Raw genomic sequence first — 24,997 nt, forward strand, 5'->3', positions numbered from 1 at the left:
TGGGACCGCGCTGTGCGGGGCTACGAAAGCCAGGAGAGCCATCAGGCCGAGGCCGACCATCTCTCGCGCTTCGAGGCCGAGATGGAGCGGCTGAAGAAGGAGCGCGGGAAGGCCGTCCAGCACGCTGAGGACCTGGGGTACCAGGTCGAGGTGCTGCGCGCCAAGCTCCACGAGGTACGCCGAGCTCTGGCGTCCCGCCCCGCCTACGACGGCGCGGACATGGGCTACCAGGCCGAGCAGCTGCTCCGCAATGCCCAGATCCAGGCCGACCAGATGCGCTCCGACGCCGAGCGCGAGCTGCGCGACGCCCGGGCGCAGACCCAGCGCATCCTGCAGGAGCACGCCGAGCACCAGGCGCGCCTCCAGGCCGAACTGCACGCCGAGGCCGTCAACCGCCGCCAGCGCCTGGACCAGGAGCTCAACGAGCGCCGCCAGACCGTCGAGGCCCACGTCAACGAGAACGTGGCCTGGGCCGAACAGCTCCGCGCCCGTACGGAGTCCCAGGCGCGCCGGCTCATGGAGGAGTCCCGCGCCGAGGCCGATCAGTCCCTGAACGCCGCCCGTGCCGAGGCCGCCCGCGTCGCCGAGGAGACCCGGCGCCGCATGGCGGCCGACGTGGAAGCCGCGCGCGCCGAGACCGAGGCCACGCTGCTGCGCGCCCGCAAGGAGGCCGAGCGGCTGTTGACCGCCGCCTCCTCGCAGGCCCAGGAGGCCACCGAGCACGCGGAGCGGCTGCGTTCCACCACCTCCGCCGAGGCCGAGCAGACCCGGCAGCAGACCATGGACCTCGGCCGGGCCGCCGAGACCCGCGCACAGGAGGCCGAGACCGCCCTGCGCGAGGCCCGCGCCGAGGCCGAGAAGCTCCTCGCCGAGGCGAAGGAGAGCGCGGCCCGCCAGCTGTCGTCGGCGGAGTCCGTCAACGAGCAGCGCACCCGCACCGCCAAGGAGCAGGTCGCCCGGCTGGTCGGCGAGGCCACCAAGGAGGCCGAGAGCCTCAAGGCGGAGGCCGAGCAGGCCCTGGCCGACGCCCGCGCGGAGGCCGAGCGGCTGCGCACCGATGCCGGTGAGAAGGCCCGTACGGCCGCCGCCGAGGACATGGCGGCGCAGCTGGCGAAGGCGGCCCGCACCGCCGAGGACGTACTGAACAAGGCCTCGGAGGACGCCCGGGCCACCACCCGTGCCGCGTCCGAGGAAGCCGAGCGGATCCGCCATGAGGCCGAGGCGGAGGCCGACCGGCTGCGCCTGCAGGCCGCGACCACGGCCGATGAGCTCAAGGGCGCCGCGAAGGACGACACCGAGGAGTACCGGGCCCGCACGGTCGAGCTCCAGGAGGAGGCCCGCCGGCTGCGCGGCGAGGCCGAGCAGCTGCGCGCGGAGGCCGTCGCCGAGGGCGAGCGGATCCGCGGCGAGGCCCGCCGCGAGGCGGTCCAGCAGATCGAGGAGGCGGCCCGGACCGCCGAGGAACTGCTCGGCAAGGCCAAGGCGGACGCGGACGAGCTGCGCGGCGGGGCGACCGCCGAGAGCGAGCGGGTCCGCGCCGAGGCCGTCGAGCGGGCCGGCACCCTGCGCAAGCAGGCCGAGGAGACCCTGGAGCGGACCCGCGCCGAGGCCGAGCGGCTGCGCGCCGAGGCCGAGGAGCAGGCCGAGGCCGTACGCGCCGAGGCGGACGCGGCGGCCATGGCCCGGCGCGAGGAGACCGAGCAGGCGCTGAGCGCGAAGCGGGCGGAGGCCGACGAGGAACTCGTACGGCTGCACACGGACGCCGAGAGCCGGCTGACCACGGCCGAGCAGACGCTGCGCGACGCCCGGGCGGCGGCGGAGAACATCCGCCGGGAGACCAGTGAGGAGAACGACCGGCTGCGCGCCGAGTCGGCGGAGCGGATCCGCACCCTCCAGACGCAGTCCGAGGCCGAAGCCGACCAGCTGCGCACCGACGCCGCGGACGACGCCGGCCGGGTGCGCGCCGAGGCCGAGCAGGTGGCCGTACGGCTGCGCGGCGAGGCCGAGGCCGAGGCCGAGCGGGTGCGCACCGAGGCGCAGGAGACCGCGGACCGGCTGCGCGCCGAGGCGAAGGCCGCCGCGGAGCGGGTCGCCGAGGAGGCCGCGGAGGCCCTGGCCGCCGCCCAGGAGGAGGCTGCCCGGCGCCGCCGGGAGTCCGAGGAGACCCTGGCGTCGGCGCGTACGGACGCGGAGCAGGAGCGGGCGCAGGCCCGCGAGCAGAGCGAGGAGCTGCTGGCCGCGGCCCGCCGCCGCTCGGAGGAGGCGCAGGCCGAGGCTGCCCGCCTGACCGAGGAGGCCGAGCGGCGCGCGTCGGAGCTGGTGTCGGCGGCCGAGGCCACCGCCCAGCAGGTACGGGACGCCGTGGCGGGTCTGCACGAGCAGGCCGAGGAGGAGGTCGCCGGACTGCGCAGCGCCGCCGAGCACGCGGCGGAGCGTACGAAGACGGAGGCCGAGGAAGAGGCCGGGCGGGTGCGCGGCGACGCGTACGCGGAGCGGGAGCGGGCCACCGAGGACGCCAACCGGATCCGCAGCGAGGCCCGTACCGAGACGGACGCGGCGAAGGAGCTGGCCGCGCGCACGGTCGGCGACGCGATCGCCGAGGCGGAGCAGCTGCGCAGCGACACCGCCGAGTACGCGCAGCGGGTGCGGACGGAGGCCACGGACGCGCTGGCCTCGTCCGAGCGGGACGCGACGCGCACCCGGGCCGATGCCCGCGACGACGCGAACCGGATCCGCGGCGAGGCGGCGGAGTCCCTGGAGGCCGCGCGCACCGAGGGCGGCCGGATCGTGGCCGAGGCCACGGCCGAGGCCGAGCGGCTCACCGCCGAGGCAGGCGCGGAGGCGGAGCGGCTCACCGAGGCGACCCGCGCCGCGAACGAGGCCACCGTCGGCGAGGCCGCGGCGGAGGCCGAGCGGCTCACCCGCGAGGCGGCCGAGGCCGCCGAGGCGACCCGCGCCGAGGCGGCGCAGACCCTGGACGAGGCCCGCGAGGAGGCCAACAAGCGCCGCAGCGAGGCCGCCGAGCAGGTCGACCGGCTCATCACCGAGGCCACCGCCGAGGCGGAGCGGCTCACCGCGGAGACCCGCGCCGCCAACGAGGCGACGGTCGGCGAGGCCGCGGCGGAGGCAGCGCGGCTGCTCGCCGAGAGCGAGCGGCTCGCCGCCGAGGCCACCGCGAAGGCGGAACGGCTCACGGCCCAGGCCGCCGAGACGCTGGTCTCGGCCGAGCGGGACGCGACCCGCGTCCTGGTCGACGCCCGTACCGAGGGCGACCGGCTGGTCGAGGAGACCCGCACGGCCAACGAGGCCACGGTCGGCGAGGCCGCGGCGGAGGCCGAGCGGCTGCGCACGGAGGCCGGGCAGGTACTGGAGGACGCCCGGGCGGAGGGCGGCCGGATCATCGGCGAGGCCACCGCGGAGGCGGAGCGCGTCACGGTCGCGGCGAACGAGACCCTGGAGAGCGCGGAGCAGGAGTCCACGAGGACGCTGGACGAGGCCCGCGAGGAGGCCAACAAGCGCCGCAGCGAGGCCGCCGAGCAGGTCGACCGGCTCATCACCGAGGCCGCCGCCGAGGCGGACCGGCTCACCGCGGAGACCCGCAAGGCCAACGAGCGCACGGTCGGCGAGGCCGCGAACGAGGCCGAGCGGCTGCGCGCGGAGGCCTCGGAGGCGCTGTCCTCCGCGCAGGAGCACGCCACCCGCACCCGGTCGGAGGCCGAGCGGGTCAAGGCGGAGGCGGCGACCGAGGCGGAGCGCATCCGCGGCGAGGCGCGTACGGAGTCCGAGCGGCTGCTGGACGAGGCCCGCGAGGAGGCCAACAAGCGCCGCAGCGAGGCCGCCGAGCAGGTCGACCGGCTCATCACCGAGGCCTCGGCGGAAGCCGACAAGCTCACCGCCGACGCGGCGAAGCAGGCTCTGGCCGCCACTACGGGCGCCGAGGAGCAGGCCGACGCGATGGTCGACGCGGCCCGCAAGGAGGCGGCGCGGATCACCTCCGAGGCGACCGTCGAGGGCAACTCCGTGGTGGAGAAGGCCCGTACGGACGCGGACGAGCTGCTGGTCGGCGCGCGCACGGACGCCTCGGCCATAAGGGAGCGGGCGGAGGAGCTGCGCGGCCGCGTCGAGGCGGAGGTCGAGGAGCTGCACGAGCGGGCCCGCCGTGAGTCGGCCGAGCAGATGAAGTCGGCTGGCGAGCGCGTGGACAAGCTGGTGCGCGCGGCGACCGAGCAGAGCGTCGAGGCCGAGGCGAAGGCCAAGGCGCTGGTGTCGGACGCGAGCAGCGAGGCGAGCAAGGTCCGCATCGCCGCGGTGCGCAAGGCCGAGGCGCTGCTCAAGGAGGCCGAGCAGAAGAAGGCGGAGCTGACCCGGGAGGCCGAGAACGCCCTCGCGGAGGCGAAGTCGGAGGCCGAGCGGCTCGTCGAGGAGGGCCGCCGCGAGCTGGAGGTCCTGGTGCGCAGGCGGCAGGACATTCAGGGGGAGATCTCCCGTGTCCAGGACGTTCTTGAGGCGTTGGAATCATTCGAGGCGCCTTCGGGCGGTGCGAAGCCGGCGGTCGGTGGTCAGGGTGCGGGGGGCACGAAGGCCGGAGTGACGGCGGGTTCCACTCGTTCGGGTGGGAAGTCGTCGGAGGGCTAGTCCACGCTCAGGGAAGTGTGCTCCTGATGGAGGTTCAGGCGAACGAGTGACAAGCATTCTGTCGCCTTGCCACTCAAAAGGGGTGTCATTGTCCAGATCAATCGCGGATTGACTCGAAGACACGCCGCCCTGGCGCCTAGGATTCCCCTAACACCTCACGTAGCACCTCATCGGTCTCATTCGACAGGAACCCCATGAGCGACCCTTCCTCCCCCTTCGGCTTCGAGCTCGTGCGGCGCGGTTACGACCGCGGTCAGGTGGACGACCGCATTACCAAGCTGGTCTCCGACCGCGACAGCGCCCTTGGACGTATCAACTCTCTGGAAAAGCGGATCGAGGAGCTGCACCTCGAGACGCAGAACGCCCAGGCCCAGGTGAACGACGCCGAGCCGTCGTACGCGGGTCTCGGCGCCCGGGTCGAGAAGATCCTGCGCCTGGCCGAGGAGGAGGCGAAGGACCTGCGCGAAGAGGCCCGTCGCGCGGCCGAGCAGCACCGCGAGCTCGCCGAGTCGGCCGCCCAGCAGGTCCGCAACGACGCCGAGTCGTTCGCCGCCGACCGCAAGACGAAGGCGGAGGACGAGGGCGTCCGCATCGTCGAGAAGGCCAAGGGTGACGCCTCCACCCTGCGCGCCGAGGCCCAGAAGGACGCGGCCTCCAAGCGCGAGGAGGCCGACGCCCTCTTCGAGGAGACCCGCGCCAAGGCCGCCCAGGCCGCCGCGGACTTCGAGACCAACCTGGCCAAGCGCCGCGAGCAGTCCGAGCGCGACCTGGCCTCGCGTCAGGCGAAGGCGGAGAAGCGTCTCGCCGAGATCGAGCACCGCGCCGAGCAGCTCCGTCTGGAGGCGGAGAAGCTCCGTACGGACGCGGAGCGCCGCGCCCGCCAGACGGTGGAGACCGCGCAGCGCCAGGCCGAGGACATCGTGGCCGACGCCAACGCCAAGGCGGACCGCATCCGCAGCGAGTCGGAGCGCGAGCTGGCGGCGCTCACCAACCGCCGCGACTCGATCAACGCGCAGCTGACCAACGTCCGCGAGATGCTGGCGACGCTGACCGGTGCGGCCGTCGCGGCGGCCACCCCGATCGTCGACGACGAGCCGGTCACCCGCGGCGTCCCGGCGCAGCAGAGCCGCTGACCTCGGCAAATCGGTTACCGGGCGGTACGGTTCGCCCGTTTCACGACCAAAGCAGGGCCGTGCGTCACCTTTCGGAGGTGGCGTACGGCCCTTCGGCGTTCTAGCGTTGGCCCATGATCGAGCTTGAGGGCCTTACCAAACGATTCGGCGCCAAGACCGCCGTGGACAACCTCAGCTTCCAGGTCAGACCGGGGGTGGTGACCGGCTTCCTCGGCCCCAACGGGGCGGGGAAGTCCACGACCATGCGCATGATGCTCGACCTCGACAACCCGACCAGCGGTACGGTCCGGATCGACGGGAAGCACTACCGGGACCTGCCGGAGCCGCTGAAGTACATCGGGGCGCTGCTCGACGCGAAAGCCATGAACGGCGGTCGCAGCGCCTACAACAACCTTCTCTGCCTCGCCCAGTCGAACCGGATCCCGAAGAGCCGGGTCGCCGAGGTGCTGGACCTGGTCGGTCTGACGGCCGTGGCGAAGAAGAAGTCGAAAGGATTTTCGCTGGGCATGGGCCAGCGCCTGGGTATCGCCTCCGCTCTGCTGGGCGACCCGGAAATCCTGATGTTCGACGAACCCGTCAATGGTCTGGACCCGGAGGGAATTCTCTGGATCCGAAATCTTATGAAGGGCCTCGCGTCGGAGGGGCGGACGATCTTCGTCTCCTCCCACCTGATGAGCGAAATGGCCCTGACGGCGGACCATTTGGTCGTCATCGGACAGGGAAAGCTGCTGGCTGACCTGTCGATGGCCGATTTCATCCAGCAGAACTCGCGCAGTTACGTACGGCTGCGCTCGCCCCAGCAGGAGCGGTTGAAGGACGTCCTGCACGAGGCGGGGATCAACGCCATCAGCGTCCCGGCCACCGGTGCGCTGGAGATCGACGGCGTGGAATCGGAGCGGCTCGGCGAGCTGGCCGCCCAGCACCAGATCGTGCTGCACGAACTCAGCCCGCAACGGGCTTCACTGGAGGAAGCGTTCATGCGCATGACGGCGGATTCCGTCGAGTACCACGCCCACGCGCCGGGCGCCCCGGGTACTCCCGCGCCCCCGGGCGTCACCAACCCGGCCCGGCCGGCCGACGTCCCCGCGTGGGGCGTCGGCTTCGAGGCGACGCGCAAGGGCGGCGAGTGACCGTGTCCTCCTTCTCCGCCGTTCTCCAGTCCGAGTGGACCAAGATCCGCACGGTCGCCTCCACCACCTGGTCCCTGATCTCCGCGCTGGTCGTCACCGTCGGGATCAGCGCCGCGCTGTGCGCGGTGATCAACAACTCCTTCGACGGCATGTCCCCACAGGAGCAGGTCACCTTCGACCCGACCCTGGCCAGCTTCGCCGGAATGACCCTCGGCCAGCTCGCCATGATCGTCTTCGGTGTCCTGGTCGTCGGCACCGAGTACAGCTCGGGCATGATCCGCACCTCGCTGGCCGCCGTGCCCCGGCGTGCGGAGTTCCTGCTCGGCAAGCTCGTCGTGGCCACCGGGCTGGCGCTCGTGGTGGGCCTGGTCACCAGCTTCCTGTCGTTCTTCCTCGGGCAGGCGATCCTGGGCGACCGCAGCATCGGCATCGACGAGCCGAACGTCCTGCGCGCGGTGATCGGCGCCGGCCTCTACATGGCGATGATCGCCCTGTTCTCCATGGGCGTGGCCACGATCCTGCGCAGCTCGATCCTCTCGCTCGGCATCCTGATGCCGTTCTTCTTCCTCGTCTCGAACATCCTCGGGGCGGTCGAAGCGACGCGGAAGGTCGCGCAGTACTTCCCGGACCAGGCCGGCGGCAAGATCATGCAGGTCGTCCCGGGTGCGATGGGCAGCGACCCGACGCCCTACAGCGCCTGGGGCGGCTTCGGGATCATGGTCCTGTGGACGCTGGCCGCCGTACTCGGGGGCTACCTCGTCCTCAGGAAGAGGGACGCGTGAGCGTCGTACCCGTCTGAAGTACTACGGGTGATCCCCGGGTCGGCTTCAGGGTCGGCTCGGGGATCGGCCGGAGACGGAACCACAGGAACCTCGATATCCTCTTAATCCTTACGCGGGCGAGAGTCGTCCCGGCCTGGTAAGGGGCAGCAAAGATGATCGAGGCAGTCGGCCTGACCAAGCGCTATGGCGCGAAGACCGCCGTCGACCAGTTGTCCTTCCAGGTCAAGCCGGGTCACGTCACCGGATTCCTGGGGCCCAACGGCTCCGGGAAGTCCACCACCATGCGCATGATCCTCGGCCTGGACCGGCCCTCGGCGGGCCATGTCACGATCAACGGCTTCCCCTTCCGGGAGCTGCCGAACGCCCAGCGGCACGTCGGGGCCCTGATCGACGCCAAGGCCGTGCACGGCGGCCGCCGGGCCCGCACGCACCTGCTGTCCATCGCCCAGCTCTCCGGAATACCCGAGAAGCGGGTGGACGAGGTGCTGGCCGTGGTCGGCCTGCAGGACGTCACCCGCATGCGTACGAAGGGCTTCTCGCTCGGCATGGGCCAGCGGCTCGGCATCGCCACCGCCCTCCTCGGCGATCCCCAGGTGCTGCTGTTCGACGAGCCGGTCAACGGCCTCGACCCCGAGGGCATCCTCTGGGTGCGCAACCTCATGAAGCGGCTCGCCGCCGAGGGCCGCACCGTCTTCGTCTCCTCGCACCTGATGAGCGAGATGGCGCTGACCGCCGACCACCTGATCGTGATCGGCCGGGGCAGGCTGCTGGCCGACATGGACACCCAGGAATTCATCACGCACAACTCGGCCGGATTCGCTCGGGTTCGCGCGGCCGACACTGATCCCGATGGCCGGGACACGCTGGGTGCGGCCCTGCGCGGGGCGGGCGGCCGGGTCCTCCAGGAGCCCGATGGTGCACTGCGCGTGACCGGGCTGGAGCTGCCGCGGATCTCCGACCTCGCGCACGGGGCGGGCGTCCGGCTGTGGGAGCTGTCGCCGCACCGGGCCTCGCTGGAGGAGGCGTACATGCGCATGACGCAGTCCTCCGTCGAGTACACCTCCACCGACGACCCCCGCAACGAGCTGTGGGAGCCGGAGCCGCTGAGCGTCCCGGCGTGGGAGGAGGAGCTCGCCGCCCCCGAGGTCCCGCGGGCCGGGTTCTTCGCGCCGCCTCCGCCCGGAGCGGGCGGGCAGCCCTTCCTGATGCCGAGCGACCCCGCCGAGCTCGCCGGAGCCGCCAAGAACGACCCCGAGGACGCACGATGACCGCGCCGGCCACCTACAGCTCGCCGCTGCCGAACCCGCGGCCGCACCTGGGGCACGCCCTGGCCTCGGAGTGGACCAAGATGGTCTCGGTCCGCTCCACCCTGTTCACGCTCGGGGCGCTCGTGCTGACCGTCGTCGGCATCGGCACGCTCTTCGTCGCGCAGACCGTGGACGAGGACTACGCGACCATCTCCTTCACCACTCCGGCCCTCTTCGGCCTGCTGGTCGGGCAGCTCGCGGTGGTGGTCCTCGGCGCGCTGACGATCACCTCGGAGCACGCCACCGGCCTCGCCCGGACCACCTTTACCGCGGCCCCCGACCGGTACCGGGTGCTCACCGCGAAGTACCTCATCTTCGCCGTCACGGCCTTCGTCACGACCGCCGGCTCCGTCTTCGTGGTCGGCATCGCAGCGGCGCTCGTCCACAGCGGCTCCGACGCCGGACCGCACGCGGCGGACGAGTGGCTCGGCGCGCTGGCGGGCTGCTTCTACGTGACCCTGCTGGGCGTCCTCGCACTGGCCGTCGGCGCGCTGGTGCGGCACTCGGCCGGGGCGATCGCCGTCATGCTGGGCGTGGTGATGCTGCCGCCGGTGGTCGGGGCGATGCTCACCGTCTGGGAGGCCGTCCAGCCCCTGGGACAAACGATCCTGCGGCACAACGCGCCGGTGGCGCTGATGCAGCTGTTCGGCTTGCCGGCCGGCAGCGACATGGGCACGCCGCCGACCGACTTCTCCCACCTGGCTCTCATCCTGCTGATCGCGGGCGCCGCGGTGGCCGCCTCCTACGTGGTGGTCGGCCGCCGGGACGTCTGAGCCGCCTTGGCCTTGGCCTAGTACCTGGGCGCGTTGCGGGACCGCTGCACCTTCGAGGTGCGGCGGTCCTTCGCGTTCCAGCAGGCCTTGTGCCAGTGGCGCCGGTCGTCCACGCCGCCGTACTCCGGCCAGGCCACCAGGTGCGGGGTGCCGGAGGGGATCTCCTGGTCGCAGCCGGGGCAGCGGTAGCGCTTGCCCGCCGCGTTGGCGCCCGCGACGTGCCGGACCTTCCACTCCTCGCCCTGGTATTCCTCGGTCCGCTCCAGCCCGTAGCGGTCGAGGCCGGTGCTGGGGCGTTCGTCCGGAGTCTCGCCGCCCCTGGGGCGGTTGTGGCGCGGTGACACGTATACCTCACGTATGGGCGGACGGCAGTGACTTTCTCCCAGACTACGCGCAGCGAGCCCGGGTACCCGCAGGGTGGTCGTGGACGGGTGGGCTCCGCTCGGGGAATGGCCCGACAATCCCAATAACTTTCCTGTCAGCCCGTGCCTTTGGCACGTGTCAGACGTTGTTGCCATTGGAAGAACCGGTCCGCCTGGGGGAGGCCGCGTCAGCCGCGAGGAGGCTAAAGGCGATGCGCGTAGGAGCGTTTGTACTGGCTGCCCAGTTCCCGGGTCAGGGACAGGGCGAGGCACTGCACCGGGCGGTGCGGACCGCCGAGGTGGCCGAGGAGGCGGGGCTCGACGCCGTCTGGCTCGCCGAGCACCACTTCGTCCCGTACGGGGTCTGCCCGTCGGCCGTGACCCTGGCGGCCCTGCTGCTGGGCCGGACCCGGCGGTTGCGGGTGGGCACGGCGGTGAGCGTGCTGCCGAGCGCGCATCCGGTGGCCCTCGGCGAGCAGGCGGCCCTGCTGCACCTCACCTCGGGCGGCCGGTTCACCCTGGGCGTGGGCCGGGGCGGACCGTGGGTGGACCTGGAGGTGTTCGGGGGCGGCCTGGACGCGTACGAGAACGGCTTCCCGGAGGCCCTGGACCTGCTGCGGCGCTGGCTGACCGAGCCCCGCGTGGCGGCCGCCGGCGAACGGCACCGGTTCCGCGAGGTGGCCGTCGTACCGCGACCCTCGGAAGCCCTGGACGGGGACGGGTCGGGCCCGGAGGTCATCGTGGCCTGCACCTCGCCGGCATCGGTCCGGCTCGCCGCGCAGCGCGGACTGCCGATGCTGCTCGGCATGCACTGCGGGGACGAGGACAAGGCGGAGATGGTGGCGCTGTGGCGCCGTACCGCCCTGGCGGCGGGCCGCTCCCGGGCCTCCGTGGCCGCCGCGGGCCACGTGTCGGCCGGGGTGTGCCAGCTGGCGGACACCACGGCCGATGCCCGCGAGACGCTGCTGAAGGCGATGCCGGGCTGGCTGAAGCAGGGGCTGGACGCGCACGTGACGGTGGACGGGCGGATCCGCTCGATGCGGGATCCGGTCGCGTACACGGAACTGCTGTGCGATCTGCACCCGGTGGGGACCCCGGCCCTGGCGGCGGACCGGCTGGCGGCCACGTCCGCCCGGACCGGCATCACGCGCTTCGCCCTCCTGACGGAGGGCTCCGGGGATCTCGCCGCGACGGAGGAGAACGTACGACGCCTCGGCGCCGAGGTCCTGCCCCGTCTCGGCTGAGATCCGCCGGAGGTGCTGGTGGTGCGGAAGAGCACGAACGGTACGAACGGGTACTAGTGGTACTGGCGGTACGAGCTAGCAGTCGCGCATTTCCGGCGACTGGTTGAGCAGCTGACCGCGGATCGAAGTGAACTTGGCCAGCCGGTCGTCCACCGAGGAATCAAGCGGGAACACCGCTACCCGGTGGCAGTTCTGGAATGCCAGGCGCACTCCGAAGTGCCGCTGCAGCGCACCTCGTATCGCGTCACTCGCGAGGGCACGCAACAGCTGCCCACGCGCCTGCTCGTCCGGCGGCGGCGTCTGGTTGTCGGCGAACTCTCCGCCGTCCACTTTCAGCTGGGCCACCAGCGAGCTGATCATCTCCCATGCGTAGGGCAGGGAGGTCCGGACGCAGTCGACGAAAGCGGCTTCGTCGACCTCGCCTCGCTCGGCCTGTTCGAGTAGGGCCGGTGAGACGTCGAGCGACATGGGTTCTCCTCTCGCGACCCCGGCGATTGGGTTGCCGGAGTCTTACGGGCAGGGAAGGAGGCCGCGACGCAGCGTGCACGCTCCGCAACCTCCCGCTCACCACGGTAGGCGCCCCATGGGTGACGCACCAGGAGAATGCGCATACAACGCGCCATCCGCGAAGGGGGCTTTCAGGGGCGAATCGCGTGGAGGCCTTCTCGTCGAGTAGCGTTGCCGACCATGCGTCTCGTCATTGCCCGCTGCTCCGTCGACTACGCGGGCCGGCTCACCGCCCATCTGCCCTCGGCACCCCGTCTGATCCTCGTGAAGGCTGACGGCAGTGTCTCGATCCACGCGGACGACCGGGCGTACAAACCGCTCAACTGGATGTCGCCGCCGTGCACCCTCAAGGAGGGGAGCGGTGACGAGGCCGGTGTCTGGACCGTCGTCAACAAGGCGGGCGAGAAGCTCATCATCACCATGGAGGAAGTCCTCCACGACTCCTCCCACGAGCTCGGCATCGACCCCGGCCTCATCAAGGACGGTGTGGAGGCCCACCTCCAGGAGCTCCTCGCGGACCGCATCGAAACCCTGGGCGAGGGCTACACCCTGATCCGGCGCGAGTACATGACGGCGATCGGCCCGGTGGACATCCTCTGCCGCGACTCCTCCGGCGCGACGGTGGCCGTGGAGATCAAGCGGCGCGGTGAGATCGACGGCGTCGAGCAGTTGACCCGTTACCTGGAGCTCCTGAACCGCGACCCGCACCTTGCCCCGGTGCGGGGTGTCTTCGCCGCGCAGGAGATCAAGCCGCAGGCGAAGGTCCTGGCGACCGACCGCGGCATGGACTGCGTGGTCCTGGACTACAACGCCCTGCGCGGCATCGAGGACGACAAGCTCCGCCTGTTCTGACGGGCCCGCGGCCGGTACGCCTCGATGGTCCGGGGCGCCGCCGCCCCGGACCCGGCCCTACGGGTTGGCGGGCGGCGGGACGGTCTCCGGCGGCGGGACCACGGGTGACTCGGTCGGACTCGGGGTGGTCGTCGACTGCGTGGGCGACGGCTCCGCGGACGTCTGCGACGGCGAGACCGAGGACGACGGCCGGGTCTTCGTCGGGGTCGGGGCCGGCTTCCGCGACGGGGTCTTGCCCGGAGTGGTCTGGGAGCCGGTCTCTGCGGGGGTCGAGGATTCCGTCGAGGGCGCGGTCACCGGCGGCTCCGCGACGGGCTCGGTCGTGCCGGGCGCCGTGGACGGAGCCGTGCTCGACGGGGTCGACGACACCGCGGGACCCTGGGCGGGCGGCGCGGTGTCCTCGGAGTTCATCGCCAGGCTCACCACGGTGCCCAGCGCCACCACCGTCAGCGCTCCTGCCGCGGCCAACAGCACCATGCGGCGCCGGCGGTGCTCCGTGACGGGCGCCGCGGCGGGCGCCGGAGCGGGGTCGGCGGACTTCGGGGTGAGCGGGAACGCGTCCTCGAACACGGCCGACAGCGTCGTGGGCGTCTCCGTACGCCGCAGCACCGGCACCACGGGAGTCACCCGCGTCACCGCCTCCGGCGAAACCGGCACGGGCAACGGCGCCGTCCCCGCACCCGCGGGGCCACCGGGCCCCTTCGCCCCGCCCGCGGCACCGGGCGCACCGGCCCCGCCGAACCCAACGCCACCGGCCGAAGCGGCCGCACCACCGGCCCCGCCGACACCAGCGCCACTGCCCAGCCCACTGACACCGGCACCAGCACCGGCACCGGCACGGCCACCCAGGTTGCCGGCACCTGCCGCACCAGCCCCGCCACCGGCACTGCCACCCGGACCGCCGGCACCATCCGCGGCACCCAGCCCGCCGGCACCTGCCGCGCCTGCCGCGCCGCCGAGGCCACCCGCACCCGGCCCGCGCAGCGCAACCGCACCACCAGGGCCCGCCTTACCGGCGAAGCCGGAACCGCCACCCGGACCGGCCGGTTCCGCCGCAGCCACGGGGCCACCGGAGCCGAGCGCCCCGGCCACACCGGCCGCACCCGCACCGGGCCCGCGCAGGGCAACCTCCCCACCGGCACCACCCGCGCCGGCAGCGGCCCCCCGCAGGGCAACCGCGCCACCGGAGCCAGGGGCACCCGTACCCGCCGGGAGCGCCGGGGGCTCCAGCCGCAGGGGCGGCGACGACGACGCCTCCGCCGCCTCGCGGTCGACGACCAGCGCCAGCGCCCGCCGCCCCGCCACGGTGCCCCGCTTGTCGGCCAGCGCGCCGCGCAGCCCGATGGAGGTCTCCAGTTCGGCCCGCGCCCGGTCCAGCCGCCCCTCGCACAGCGCGAGCACGCCGAGTTCGTGGTGGAAGTACGCCTGCTCGGCGACCTCTCCCGCCTTGCGCGCGGCCTCCGCGCCCGCGCGCAGCACCCGCTCCCACGCCTCCCAGTGCAGCGAGGCCGCGAACGCCGGGGCCGCCGTGCGCGCGAGCAGCACCGCCGCCACCACGTCCGCGCCGGCGAGTGCGGCGAGTACCGCCTCCGCCTCGACCGCGACCCGCTCCGGGGTCACCGATGCGTGCCCGGTCCACCAGGCGTAGTGCCGGGCGGCCGTACGGGCCTCCTCGGCGGCGGTGTCCCCGTACCCGACCTCCTCCAGCTGTCGCGCGACGCCCGCGGCGAGCCGGTAGCGGGCGCCGACCGGTGTCAGCAGCCCGCAGGCCAGCAGCTCCGCGACCGCCGAGTCCGCGTGGGTGTCCCCCACCAGCGCCGGCAGGTGCGTGTGGTGCGGCATCTCGCCGCCCAGCGCACACGCGATCCGCAGGGCCGCGCGCGCCGACTCGCTGACCCGCGAGGCCAGCAGCTCGGCCGGGGCCGCGCCCTCGGCCAGCGTGGGCAGGGGCACGTGCACGGCGTCGCGCGGGCGTTCCTCGAAGACGCCGGGTTCGTCCTCGTCCTCGTCCTCGTCGGTGTGGTTGAGCTCGTCCCGCTGCCGCAGCAGTGCCACAGCCTGTACGAAGCGCAGCGGCAGCCCCTCGGAGGCGAACCGCAGGTCGGTCGCCCAGGCGGTTTCCGGGTCGGTCAGCGGCCGTCCGAGGCCCGCCTCCAGGAGCGCCAGGCTGTCGGCCTTGTTGAGGCCGCCGAGGAACACCTCTTCCAGGTGCGAGTCCTCGGAGGGCGCCCGGGTGTCGGGCGTCGCGGCCAGCAGGTAGGCGCACTCGGGGGTGGCGCGCAGCAGCTCGTCGAGGGCGTTCCCGCCCATGTCCAGGTCGTCGAGGAGGACGATGGCGCCGATGTCCCGGACGCGGGCGAGGAGGGTGATCCTGTCGGGCCGCTCGCGCGGGGCGTCGTACACGGCCGCGTACAGAGCCTGGAGCAGTTCGCCGGGCTGCTGGTGTCCGTGGCCGGAGAGCCGTACGACGCCGTCGGGCGCGAGGGTCGCGCAGCGGGTGGCGACCGCGTCGAGCAGGGCGGTGCGGCCGGATCCGGCGGGTCCGGTCAGCCGTACGGAGCGGCCGCGGCCGAGCAGCCGGACGAGCCGCTCCTGCTCTTCCTCGCGCTCGAAGAGGGGCCGGACGGATATCGGCGGTCCGGGCAGTACGGGCGGACGAGCGGCGGCGTCCCGGGCGGCCCGGGCGGCCGCGTCGCGCTTGGCGGGGCGGCTCGTGTCGGTGCCGGGACGGGGCGGCTCGATCTCACTGCCGTCGACGGGGTTGACGGCGAGGGAGTACTCGCCGGCGATGAGGGTGACCAGCCGCGCGGCCGGCACGGCGGGCGAGGACGCCGGCGTCCGGGCGGACCGTCGGGACTCCCCGGAACGTTCCTCCGGATCGGTATGCCCCTGCGTAAGGTCCATGACCAAGTCCCCCGATCGCGCTGCGCGCTGTCGCCGTCGTTACCGCCCGGCCTTCGCACACGCCGCTCTCGCTACTGGTCCGGTTTCCGCCCGAACCCTAGACCGTGGCCGGTCGTGCGGGGAACCGCAGGGTGGCCATCACCACCGGACCGTTACTTTCCGCAGGAAGTGTGCAGGTCGCGGTGCGAGCGGCTACACCCTGGGGAGGGACTCCGCTTCCAGGCCGCCCTCGATCGCGAGGATCCGGTGCAGCCGGGTCGCCACCAGCAGCCGCTGCATCTGCGGCGGCACGCCGCGCAGGACGAGGCGCCTTCCGGTCCGGCCGGCCCGCCGGTGCGCACCCATGATCACGCCGAGTCCGGTGGCGTCCCACGAGTCCAGCCCGGTGAGGTCGAGCACGAGGTCGCCGTGCCCGTCGTCGAGGGCGGTGTGGAGGGCCGTTCGGGCGTCCGCCGCGCTGCGCACGTCGAGGCGGCCCCCGACAGCGAGTTCGGCGTGGTCGCCCCTGATGTGCATGTGTGCTCCTGGCAGTACCGCGTACGTGTGGTCCGACTGGTCCGTGGTCGGCAACTCTCACTGCAACTGACTGCCTCGCGGGCAGGGAAGTTGCCGACCGTGAGCGAACCGATACCTAATTCACTCCGTGGGGTGATGGGATTCGAACGATGGTGCTCGGCGACCGGGCCGAAGAAGCCCGGTCCGGTCGCCCGGTCCGGTCGCCCGGTCCTGCGGCTCAGTGCTTGTAGAAGCCCTGTCCGCTCTTGCGGCCGATGTCGCCGGCGTCCACCATCCGGCGCATCAGCTCCGGCGGCGCGAACTTCTCGTCCTGCGACTCGGTGTAGATGTTGCTGGTGGCGTGGAGCAGGATGTCGACGCCGGTGAGGTCGGCGGTGGCCAGCGGGCCCATCGCGTGGCCGAAGCCCAGCTTGCACGCGATGTCGATGTCCTCGGCGGAGGCCACGCCCGATTCGTAGAGCTTTGCGGCCTCGACGACGAGGGCGGAGATCAGACGGGTCGTCACGAAGCCGGCGACGTCGCGGTTGACGACGATGCAGGTCTTGCCGACGGACTCGGCGAACGCGCGGGTGGTGGCGAGGGTTTCGTCGCTCGTCTTGTAGCCGCGGACGAGCTCGCAGAGCTGCATCATCGGGACGGGCGAGAAGAAGTGCGCGCCGACGACCCGCTCCGGACGCTCCGTCACGGCCGCGATCTTGGTAATCGGGATGGCGGAGGTGTTGGAGGCGAGGATGGCGTCCTCGCGCACGATCTTGTCGAGGGCGCGGAAGATCTCGTGCTTGATCTCGATCTTCTCGAAGACGGCCTCGACGACGATGTCGACGTCGGCGACGGCGTCGAGGTCGGTGGTCGTCGTGATCCGCGCGAGGGCCGCCTCGGCGTCCTCTGCCGAGAGCTTGCCCTTGGAGACGAACTTGTCGTACGAGGCCTTGATACCGTCCGTGCCCCGGGTGAGCGCCGCGTCGGTGACGTCGCGCAGCACGACGTCCCAACCCGCCTGGGCGGAGACCTGAGCGATTCCGGAACCCATCAGCCCGGCACCGATGACGGCGAGCTTCCCAGCCACTGCACACCCCAAGTTCTTGATCGGACCCCGGCCTCGACAAGGCCCGGTCGTGTAGCCACTCCGGCGGAGACTAGCGCCCGGGCGGTGCGGAGTGACCGCGAAGTAACACGCGTCACGTCTCAAATGACGGACATCACACCGGTCCGGCCCAGCAGCCGTGCCCTGCCTCACAGTTCACTCGTCGTCGGCGTCCTCGAAGCGCGCCGCCACCGCCCGCAGCCGACCCAGCTCCCTCCGGGCCGCGGGCAGATGGCCCAGTTCGACGGCCATGGCGCCGCGGCCCGCGAGGTAGTGGGCATCGGCCCGGGCGGCCGCGTCCGCTTCCCGGTACTCGCAGATCTCCCGGTGCGCGTGGTGCAGCATCGAAAGGGTGAGGGCCGCCTCGGGGACGTCCCGCTCCCCCGGCCGGAGCTCGGTGCGCAGCAGGTCCTTCGCGTAGTCCCAGACCAGCGCGTCGAGCTCGGCGGCGCCCGGCTCGCCCGGGTGGTGGGGGTGACCGGCCCAGCAGTCGGCGTGGTCGCGCAGGTCCCGGATCCGGTCCCAGGCCTCGCCCACGTCCCCGGCGACCGCCGCCGCGCGTCCGGACTCGGCGCGCTCGGCCAGTGCGCGGCGGGTGTCCGGACTGTCCGGGTATCGCGTGGCGAGGAAACCCGCCAGGGCGTCGATCTGCCGGAGCGCCTCGGCCTGCCGCCAGATTCCGTACACGTCGGTCAATCCACCGCTCCCCTGCGCCCATGGCCCGCGGGCCCCCCGCGGCCCCGCCCGACCGTACGCCGGAAGGCCGCCGCCTCGCCCGGCATTTCCCCGGCGGCCCGCACTACCCTGGCCGCATGGTGAACCTGACGCGCATCTACACCCGTACTGGCGACAAGGGCACGACCGCCCTCGGCGACATGAGCCGCACGGCCAAGACCGACCTGCGGATCTCCGCGTACGCCGACGCCAACGAGGCCAACGCGGCCATCGGGACGGCGATCGCGCTCGGCGGTCTGTCGGCGGAGGTCGTGAAGGTCCTGGTCCGTGTGCAGAACGACCTGTTCGACGTCGGCGCGGACCTGTGCACCCCGGTGGTCGAGAACCCGGAGTACCCGCCGCTGCGCGTGGAGCAGTTCTACGTCGACAAGCTGGAGGCGGACTGCGACCACTTCCTGGAGCAGGTCGAGAAGCTGCGCAGCTTCATCCTCCCCGGCGGCACCCCCGGCGCGGCCCTGCTGCACCAGGCCTGCACGGTGGTCCGGCGGGCGGAGCGGTCCACCTGGGCGGCGCTGGAGGTGCACGGCGAGGTGATGAACCCGCTGACCGCCACCTACCTGAACCGCCTCTCCGACCTGCTGTTCATCCTGGCCCGGGTCGCCAACAAGGAGGTCGGCGACGTGCTGTGGGTACCGGGCGGCGAGCGGTAGCCTCCGGGGGCGCGCGGACGTCCGCGCGCCTGCGCTCGTCCCGGGGGACTCCATGCACAACCGCCGCACCACCACCGCGATCCTGACCGTCGGCATGCTCTGCGCCGCCCTGGCCGGCTGCAGCGGATCCGACGGCGAGGTCACGTACTCGGCGCCGCCGGCCGACCCGCTGCCCCTCGGCGTGACGTGGGAGTGGACCGGCACCCTGGCCGACGGCGCGAAGGCCACCGGTACGACCACGGTGCTGTCCTACGAGCAGCACGAGCCGGCCGGCGCGGCATCCGCGAACGCCAGGTACGACCAGGTGAACGTGCAGGTCTGCAGCGAATCCGGCGCTCCCGTACCCGTCGACCGGCAGTTCTTCGGGCTCCGCAGGCAGGAGGGCGACGTGGACGGCAAGAGCCTGCCCGCCGTCGACCCCGGTACGGCCTACGCCCCCGAGAGCGTCACCCTCAAGCCCGGCGAGTGCGCGCAGGGCACCATCGAGTTCCCCGGCGCCGCCGGGAGCCGCCCCCTCGCGGCCGTGTGGCGCCCGACCGGCGCCGCCGAGGCCGCCAGCTGGGCCATCCCGCGCTAGACGGCCTAGACCTCGGCGCCCGCGGGGGCCTTCTTCTGCCAGATCGTGTACGTGGCGGCGATCAGGGCGTGGATGCCGACCGCCCGCAGGGCGCCGAGCTGCCACGCCTTCAGCGAGCTGACGTCGCCCGCTTCGCCCACGTACCAGATGGCGGCCTGGAGCAGGCCGAGCGCGACGGCCGCGCCCACGACGGTACGGATCCACAGCTTCCACTCGTGGACGGCGCGGGCCGTCCCGTACCCGGCGCCGGGCGGCTTCGGTCCCCCGGCCAGCCGGTACGCGGCGTGGCCGTCGAGCCACTTCACCGTGTAGTGGCCGTAGGCGACGGTGTAGCCGATGTACAGCGCGGCGAGACCGTGCTTCCAGTCCGGCTCGGCGCCGTTCTTCAGGTCCAGCGTGGTCACCACCAGCAGGACCAGTTCCAGCAGCGGCTCGCACAGCAGGACCGCCGCGCCCAGCCGGGGCATCTTCGCGAGGTAGCGCAGGGCCAGGCCGACGGCCAGCAGGACCCAGAAGCCGACCTCGCAGGCGATGATCAGCGTGACGATCACGGGACTCTCCGTTCCGCTCGGGGGTGCGACGTTGCGACGTACTCCCAGACTCCCGTCCCGCCGGGCCCGATTCGTCGTCGCCATTGACGACGTGCGACTGCATCCTTCGATGTACCGGAAACTCGCCCTCTCCGCCGAGGTCGGCGCCCCGCACACCCTGTTGGATGGGACCGTGACCACGAAGAACCTGCGCCCGCACCGCCACGACGTCCTCCTCGCCGTGGCGGGCCTCCTCGTGGGCCTGTTGATGTGGTCGCTGGGCGTCTACAGCAGCGGCAACCGGCACCTGCTGCCCGCCTGGGCCGCCCTGGTCCCCCTCGTGGTGCTCGCCGCGATGGAACTGCTGCGCCGGTCCAGGCCCTCGACGGCCCTGATCGTCGGCACCCTCGGAGTGATCGCCAACGAGTTCACGGTCGGCAGCCTCATCACCATCCTGATCTTCACCGACCTGATGTACGCCGCCGTCGTCTACGGGACGCCCGCCGCGGCCCGGCGGCTCCCGGTCAGCACCGGCTTGATCACCGTGGGCGTCACCATCGGCTTCCTGGCCTGGCTGCGCACCCCCGAAGCCCTGCTGATCGGCGTGGTCACCGGCCTCGTCAGCTTCGGCCCGGCCCTCACCGGCGCCACCCTGCGCAATCACCGCGAGGCCGCCGTGGCCGCCCGGCTGCGCGCCGAGCAGACCGCGCTGCTGGCCGAGATGGACCGCAGCCAGGCCGTGACCGCCGAGCGGGCCCGAATGGCCCGGGAGCTGCACGACATGGTCGCGAACCACCTCTCCGCCATCGCGATCCACTCCACCGCCGCACTGTCCATCGACACGGCCGAAACCAGCCGGGACGCGCTCGGGGTGATCCGGGAGAACAGCGTGCAGGGGCTGGCCGAAATGCGCCGGCTGATCGGGCTGCTGCGCGACGCGGGGGCGGAGCAGGAGGCGTCGGCCGTGCCCTCGCTGGACGGGCTGGCGGCCCTGCTCGGCCAGGCCCGGACGAACGGGTCGGCCAGCGGGCTGGCCTTCGTACTCGCGGACGATCGGCCCCCCGGCCCGCCCCTGCCGGCCCCGGTGGAGCTGGCGGCGTACAGGATCGTCCAGGAATCGCTGACCAATGCACTCAAGCACGCCTGCCCGGGCACGGTCACGGTCCGCGTGGCGCGCACCGAGGCGGGGCTGACCGTGGCCGTGGACTCCCCGTACGGGGACCGGCCCGGCCCCCGCGCCCCCGGCTCCGGGGCCGGGCTGGTCGGCATGGGGGAGCGGGCGGAGCTGCTGGGCGGGGAGTTCACGGCCGGCCGGAGCGGCGCGGTGTGGCGGGTACGGGCGACACTGCCCGCGGAGGTCGAGGCGATGGAGGCATGACCGTGACGGGAACCATCCGGGTGGTGGTGGCGGAGGACCAGAGCGCGGTACGGGCCGGGCTGGTGCTCATCCTGCGCAGCGCGGGCGACATCGAGGTGGTGGGCGAGGCCGCCGACGGGGAGGAGGCGGTGCGCCTGGCCAGGGAGCTGCGGCCGGATCTCGTCCTCATGGACGTGCAGATGCCGAGGCTCGACGGGGTGTCCGCGACCCGGCGGGTGGTCGCCGAGGGCCTGGCGGACGTACTGGTGCTGACCACCTTCGACCTCGACGAGTACGTGTTCGGGGCGCTGCGGGCGGGGGCCTCGGGCTTCCTGCTGAAGGACGCGGAGGCGGCGGAGCTGATCGCCGCGGTACGGACGGTGGCGCGCGGGGAGGGCCTGATCGCACCGGCGGTGACGCGGCGGCTGATCGCGGAGTTCGCGGCACCGGCGCCCCCCGCCAGGCCCGCCGCCCCGCCGGCCCTGGAGACGCTGACCCGGCGCGAGCGCGAGGTGCTGTCCTGCCTGGGCGAGGGACTGTCGAACGCGGAGATCGCCGTACGGCTGGACATGGCGGAGGCGACGGCGAAGACGCACGTCAGTCGCCTGCTGGGCAAGCTGGAGCTCCGCAGCCGCGTCCAAGCAGCCGTACTGGCCCAGGAATTGGGGATCTAGTACCGCTCCAGGGACACCGGTCTGGACCTCTTGACGCTTGGTCCAGACCTTTCTACGCTCACCGCAACACTGTGGTGAGCGTGCCATGACAAAGCGTGCTCACGGGCGGCGCAGGTCCCACCCCCATGTCGACGTCGACCCCACGACGGAGACGGACCTACGGAGGAACACCCTTGAGCACAGCACCCCCACCCCGCACCAGGCGCACCCGGTTCTTCACCAGAGTCGCGGCCGTCATCGCCGCCATCGCCGTGCCCGTCTCCGGGCTCGTCGCCCTCGCCGGCCCGGCCCAGGCGGCCACCTCCGTCACCGCGACGTACACCAAGGTCTCCGACTGGGGCACCGGCTTCGAGGGCAAGTGGACGGTGAAGAACACCGGCACCACGACCATCACCTCGTGGACCGTCGAGTGGGACTTCCCCGCCGGCACCGCGGTCACCTCCGCCTGGGACGGCACCGTCACCAACTCCGGCACCCACTGGACCGGGAAGAACGTCGGCTGGAACGGCACCCTCTCCCCCGGCGCCACGGCCAGCTTCGGCTTCAACGGCACCGGCAGCGGCGCCCCCAGCGGCTGCAAGATCAACGGTGGCTCCTGCGACGGCACCACCCAGCCCGGCGACACTCCCCCCACGGCGCCGGGCACCCCCACCGCGAGCGGCGTCACCGAGACCTCGCTGACCCTGAGCTGGGGCGCGGCCACCGATGACAAGGGCATCAAGAACTACGACGTCTACCGCGGCGGCACCAAGATCGCCACGGTCACCGGCACCAGCTACACGAACACCGGCCTGACCAAGGCCACCACCTACAGCTACACCGTCACCGCCCGCGACACCATCGACCAGACCGGCCCCTCCTCCGGCAGCGTCTCGGTCACCACCACGGGCGGCACCACCGAGCCCCCGCCCGGCGGCCCGGTCAAGCTCGGCTACTTCACCGAGTGGGGCGTCTACGGCCGCAACTACCACGTGAAGAACCTGGTGACCTCCGGCTCCGCCGCCAAGATCACCCACATCAACTACGCCTTCGGCAACGTCCAGAACGGCCAGTGCACCATCGGTGACTCCTACGCCGACTACGACAAGGCCTACACCGCCGACCAGAGCGTCGACGGCGTCGCCGACACCTGGGACCAGCCGCTGCGCGGCAACTTCAACCAGCTGCGCAAGCTGAAGAAGCAGTACCCGAACATCAAGGTCCTGTGGTCCTTCGGCGGCTGGACCTGGTCCGGCGGCTTCGGCCAGGCCGCCGCCAACCCGACCGCCTTCGCGAACTCCTGCTACAACCTGGTCGAGGACCCGCGCTGGGCCGACGTCTTCGACGGCATCGACCTCGACTGGGAGTACCCGAACGCCTGCGGCCTGTCCTGTGACACCTCGGGCGCGGCCGCCTTCAAGAACATGATGCAGGCCATGCGCGCCAAGTTCGGCGCGAGCAACCTGGTCACCGCCGCCATCTCCGCCGACGGCTCCAACGGCGGCAAGCTCGACGCGGCCGACTACGCGGGCGCCGCCCAGTACGTCGACTTCTACAACGTGATGACGTACGACTTCTTCGGCGCGTGGGCGGCGCAGGGACCGACGGCCCCGCACTCCCCGCTCACCTCCTACAGCGGCATCCCGCAGCAGGGCTTCAACTCCGAGGCCGCCATCACCAAGCTCAAGGGCAAGGGCATCGCCGGCTCCAAGCTCAACCTCGGCATCGGCTTCTACGGCCGCGGCTGGACCGGCGTCACCCAGGCCGCACCGGGCGGCACCGCCACCGGACCGGCCGCGGGCACCTACGAGCAGGGCATCGAGGACTACAAGGTGCTCAAGAGCAGCTGCCCGGCCACCGGCACCATCGCCGGCACGGCCTACGCCAAGTGCGGCAGCAACTGGTGGAGCTACGACACCCCCGCCACCATCGCCGGGAAGATGACCTGGGCCAAGCAGCAGGGCCTCAAGGGAGCCTTCTTCTGGGAGTTCAGCGGCGACACCACGAACGGTGAGCTCGCGAACGCGATCCACAGCGGTCTCCAGTAGAGCGCCCGCGCCGGTAAAAGGCGGAAGCCGGGAAGACGGGTCCGCCCCCGTCCTCCCGGCTTCTTCACTTCCTGTACGCGCTACGCGACGTTGACCTCCCCCAGACTTCGTCCGGGGGACCCCCAGTCAACGGGCAAGGAACTTACGCAACATTTACCCGTTGCCCGGGCGGTGCGGCCTCCAGCCACGCCAGGAACCCGGTCAGCGCGTCCTCGCTCATCGCCAGCTCCAGGCGGGTCCCCTGGTGGAGACAGCCGAGCACGACGGCGTCGGACAGCAGGGCGAGCTCTTCCTCACCCTCGGGCGCGCGGCGGGCGATCACCTCGATCGAAGCGCGCTCCAGCACGCGGCGCGGGCGGTGCGAGTAGCTGAACACCCGGAACCACTCGATGCGGTCGCCGCCGTAGCGCGCGACCCCGTACACCCAGCCCTTGCCGGAGATGTCGGGCTCCTCGGCCACACCCCAGCGCAGGGAGCAGTCGAAGGTACCGCCGGAGCGCTGGATCAGCCGTCGGCGCAGCCCGAAGACAAACAGCCCGATCACCACCAGGGCTACGACCAGGCCGCTCACAAGCAGAGCGAGGAGCATCTTCACCGACCTCCTCGCTCATCGAATACAGACGAAAAACAGACCTGCATCGCCTCAGCCGCGACCCGCTCCGGAAAATTCCGGAAGGGACCGCGGCTGAGGTTTCACACGTTGGTACGGGGCTCAGTGCCCCGCGACGGCGCGCAGCCGGACTTCGGCGCGTCGCTCGGATGCCGCATCGGCGTCCGACTTGGCGCGCTCCAGTGCCCGCTCCGCGCGCTGGACGTCAATCTCGTCCGCGAGCTCGGCGATCTCGGCCAGCAGGGACAGCTTGTTGTCCGCGAACGAGATGAAACCGCCGTGCACCGCGGCGACGACGGTGCCGCCCTCGCTGGTACGGATGGTCACCGGGCCCGATTCCAGCACACCGAGAAGCGGCTGGTGACCGGGCATGACGCCGATGTCGCCGGACGTGGTGCGGGCGACAACAAGGGTGGCCTCGCCGGACCAGACATTGCGGTCCGCCGCGACCAGCTCGACGTGCAGCTCAGCAGCCAAGGTGGCTCCTCGGGTCACCACCCGGCGGGTCAGCCGGGTGTTGGGTCAAATTCTAATGGGCGTGGGGAGAGGGACGGGACACACCCGTCCCTCTCCCGATGCAGACATTTTCAGCGTTCGCTGGTGGCCTG

22 protein-coding genes are annotated in these 24,997 nt (G+C 72.3%); 13 read left to right on the top strand and 9 right to left on the bottom strand.

What is annotated here, in order from left to right; all coding sequences use genetic code 11:
* Positions 1 to 12 precede the first annotated feature (12 nt).
* The 6 genes from scy (at position 13) to OG625_RS12020 (ending at position 9,760) form a co-directional block, all read left to right on the top strand.
* Positions 13 to 4,635 (top strand): polarized growth protein Scy, encoded by a 4,623-nt coding sequence (scy, locus tag OG625_RS11995; RefSeq protein WP_329379153.1) that lies wholly within the window; start codon positions 13 to 15, stop codon positions 4,633 to 4,635.
* Positions 4,636 to 4,829: 194 nt separating this feature from the next.
* Positions 4,830 to 5,768, top strand: coding sequence for a cellulose-binding protein (locus tag OG625_RS12000; RefSeq protein ID WP_329379155.1), 939 nt, complete (start codon positions 4,830 to 4,832; stop codon positions 5,766 to 5,768).
* A gap of 113 nt (positions 5,769 to 5,881) precedes the next feature.
* Entirely contained in the window at positions 5,882 to 6,898 is a 1,017-nt protein-coding gene (locus OG625_RS12005; RefSeq protein WP_329379157.1) for an ABC transporter ATP-binding protein, read from the top strand.
* A 2-nt stretch (positions 6,899 to 6,900) separates the two neighbouring features.
* Complete coding sequence (locus OG625_RS12010) at positions 6,901 to 7,680, top strand: ABC transporter permease subunit (RefSeq protein WP_329390599.1); 780 nt, start codon at positions 6,901 to 6,903, stop codon at positions 7,678 to 7,680.
* A 152-nt stretch (positions 7,681 to 7,832) separates the two neighbouring features.
* Complete coding sequence (locus OG625_RS12015) at positions 7,833 to 8,948, top strand: ABC transporter ATP-binding protein (RefSeq protein WP_329379159.1); 1,116 nt, start codon at positions 7,833 to 7,835, stop codon at positions 8,946 to 8,948.
* Complete coding sequence (locus OG625_RS12020; protein ID WP_329379160.1) at positions 8,945 to 9,760, top strand: ABC transporter permease; 816 nt, start codon at positions 8,945 to 8,947, stop codon at positions 9,758 to 9,760. Before OG625_RS12015 ends, OG625_RS12020 begins: the two co-directional genes overlap by 4 nt.
* Positions 9,761 to 9,777: 17 nt before the next feature.
* On the opposite strand, the gene OG625_RS12025 is transcribed toward OG625_RS12020, so the two are convergent.
* Positions 9,778 to 10,104: an ATP/GTP-binding protein gene (locus OG625_RS12025; protein WP_329379162.1), complete on the bottom strand. Its 327-nt coding sequence runs from the start codon at positions 10,102 to 10,104 to the stop codon at positions 9,778 to 9,780.
* 230 nt (positions 10,105 to 10,334) lie between these two features.
* Between OG625_RS12025 and OG625_RS12030 the strand changes: the two genes are divergently transcribed.
* Positions 10,335 to 11,366 carry an LLM class flavin-dependent oxidoreductase gene (locus tag OG625_RS12030; RefSeq protein WP_329379165.1) on the top strand — a complete coding sequence of 344 codons (1,032 nt, stop codon included), beginning with the start codon at positions 10,335 to 10,337 and terminating at the stop codon, positions 11,364 to 11,366.
* A gap of 75 nt (positions 11,367 to 11,441) precedes the next feature.
* On the opposite strand, the gene OG625_RS12035 is transcribed toward OG625_RS12030, so the two are convergent.
* On the bottom strand, positions 11,442 to 11,834 hold the full coding sequence (locus OG625_RS12035; protein WP_329379167.1) for an SCO5389 family protein: 393 nt from the start codon (positions 11,832 to 11,834) through the stop codon (positions 11,442 to 11,444).
* 219 nt (positions 11,835 to 12,053) lie between these two features.
* On the opposite strand from OG625_RS12035, the gene nucS reads away from it, so the two are divergent.
* On the top strand, positions 12,054 to 12,725 hold the full coding sequence (gene nucS, locus OG625_RS12040) for an endonuclease NucS (protein ID WP_329379169.1): 672 nt from the start codon (positions 12,054 to 12,056) through the stop codon (positions 12,723 to 12,725).
* Between the two features lie 57 nt (positions 12,726 to 12,782).
* Here the strand turns inward: nucS and OG625_RS12045 are convergent, their stop codons facing one another.
* From OG625_RS12045 to OG625_RS12060, 4 genes are all read right to left on the bottom strand, one after another.
* Complete coding sequence (locus OG625_RS12045) at positions 12,783 to 15,629, bottom strand: ATP-binding protein (RefSeq protein WP_329379171.1); 2,847 nt, start codon at positions 15,627 to 15,629, stop codon at positions 12,783 to 12,785.
* A 192-nt stretch (positions 15,630 to 15,821) separates the two neighbouring features.
* Entirely contained in the window at positions 15,822 to 16,145 is a 324-nt protein-coding gene (locus OG625_RS12050; protein ID WP_030153791.1) for an STAS domain-containing protein, read from the bottom strand.
* Positions 16,146 to 16,362: 217 nt separating this feature from the next.
* Positions 16,363 to 17,211, bottom strand: a complete 849-nt coding sequence (locus OG625_RS12055; RefSeq protein ID WP_329379174.1) for a 3-hydroxyacyl-CoA dehydrogenase family protein — start codon at positions 17,209 to 17,211, stop codon at positions 16,363 to 16,365.
* A 174-nt stretch (positions 17,212 to 17,385) separates the two neighbouring features.
* Complete coding sequence (locus OG625_RS12060) at positions 17,386 to 17,925, bottom strand: hypothetical protein (protein ID WP_329379177.1); 540 nt, start codon at positions 17,923 to 17,925, stop codon at positions 17,386 to 17,388.
* 116 nt (positions 17,926 to 18,041) lie between these two features.
* Between OG625_RS12060 and OG625_RS12065 the strand changes: the two genes are divergently transcribed.
* Together OG625_RS12065 and OG625_RS12070 are read left to right on the top strand one after the other, a co-directional pair.
* The gene (locus OG625_RS12065) at positions 18,042 to 18,614 is read left to right on the top strand and encodes a cob(I)yrinic acid a,c-diamide adenosyltransferase (RefSeq protein WP_329379179.1); all 573 of its coding nucleotides are present in this window, start codon (positions 18,042 to 18,044) and stop codon (positions 18,612 to 18,614) included.
* A gap of 52 nt (positions 18,615 to 18,666) precedes the next feature.
* Entirely contained in the window at positions 18,667 to 19,191 is a 525-nt protein-coding gene (locus OG625_RS12070; protein ID WP_329379181.1) for a hypothetical protein, read from the top strand.
* Positions 19,192 to 19,196: 5 nt separating this feature from the next.
* On the opposite strand, the gene OG625_RS12075 is transcribed toward OG625_RS12070, so the two are convergent.
* Positions 19,197 to 19,742: a hypothetical protein gene (locus OG625_RS12075; protein ID WP_329379183.1), complete on the bottom strand. Its 546-nt coding sequence runs from the start codon at positions 19,740 to 19,742 to the stop codon at positions 19,197 to 19,199.
* 247 nt (positions 19,743 to 19,989) lie between these two features.
* Here OG625_RS12075 and OG625_RS12080 point away from each other — a divergent pair, with 247 nt between their 5' ends.
* The 3 genes from OG625_RS12080 (at position 19,990) to OG625_RS12090 (ending at position 23,779) form a co-directional block, all read left to right on the top strand.
* Positions 19,990 to 21,099 (top strand): sensor histidine kinase, encoded by a 1,110-nt coding sequence (locus OG625_RS12080; RefSeq protein WP_443067883.1) that lies wholly within the window; start codon positions 19,990 to 19,992, stop codon positions 21,097 to 21,099.
* Positions 21,096 to 21,752: a response regulator transcription factor gene (locus OG625_RS12085; RefSeq protein WP_329379185.1), complete on the top strand. Its 657-nt coding sequence runs from the start codon at positions 21,096 to 21,098 to the stop codon at positions 21,750 to 21,752. The genes OG625_RS12080 and OG625_RS12085 overlap by 4 nt, the downstream gene beginning before the upstream one ends.
* 125 nt (positions 21,753 to 21,877) lie before the next feature.
* Positions 21,878 to 23,779 (top strand): glycoside hydrolase family 18 chitinase, encoded by a 1,902-nt coding sequence (locus OG625_RS12090; protein ID WP_329379187.1) that lies wholly within the window; start codon positions 21,878 to 21,880, stop codon positions 23,777 to 23,779.
* Between the two features lie 142 nt (positions 23,780 to 23,921).
* On the opposite strand, the gene OG625_RS12095 is transcribed toward OG625_RS12090, so the two are convergent.
* Both OG625_RS12095 and OG625_RS12100 read right to left on the bottom strand, forming a co-directional pair.
* On the bottom strand, positions 23,922 to 24,368 hold the full coding sequence (locus OG625_RS12095) for a DUF2550 domain-containing protein (protein ID WP_329379189.1): 447 nt from the start codon (positions 24,366 to 24,368) through the stop codon (positions 23,922 to 23,924).
* A 123-nt stretch (positions 24,369 to 24,491) separates the two neighbouring features.
* Positions 24,492 to 24,866 (bottom strand): F0F1 ATP synthase subunit epsilon, encoded by a 375-nt coding sequence (locus OG625_RS12100; protein ID WP_329379191.1) that lies wholly within the window; start codon positions 24,864 to 24,866, stop codon positions 24,492 to 24,494.
* Positions 24,867 to 24,997: the final 131 nt, after the last annotated feature.

Source organism: Streptomyces sp. NBC_01351 (assembly GCF_036237315.1).
Taxonomy (GTDB): Bacteria; Actinomycetota; Actinomycetes; order Streptomycetales; family Streptomycetaceae; genus Streptomyces.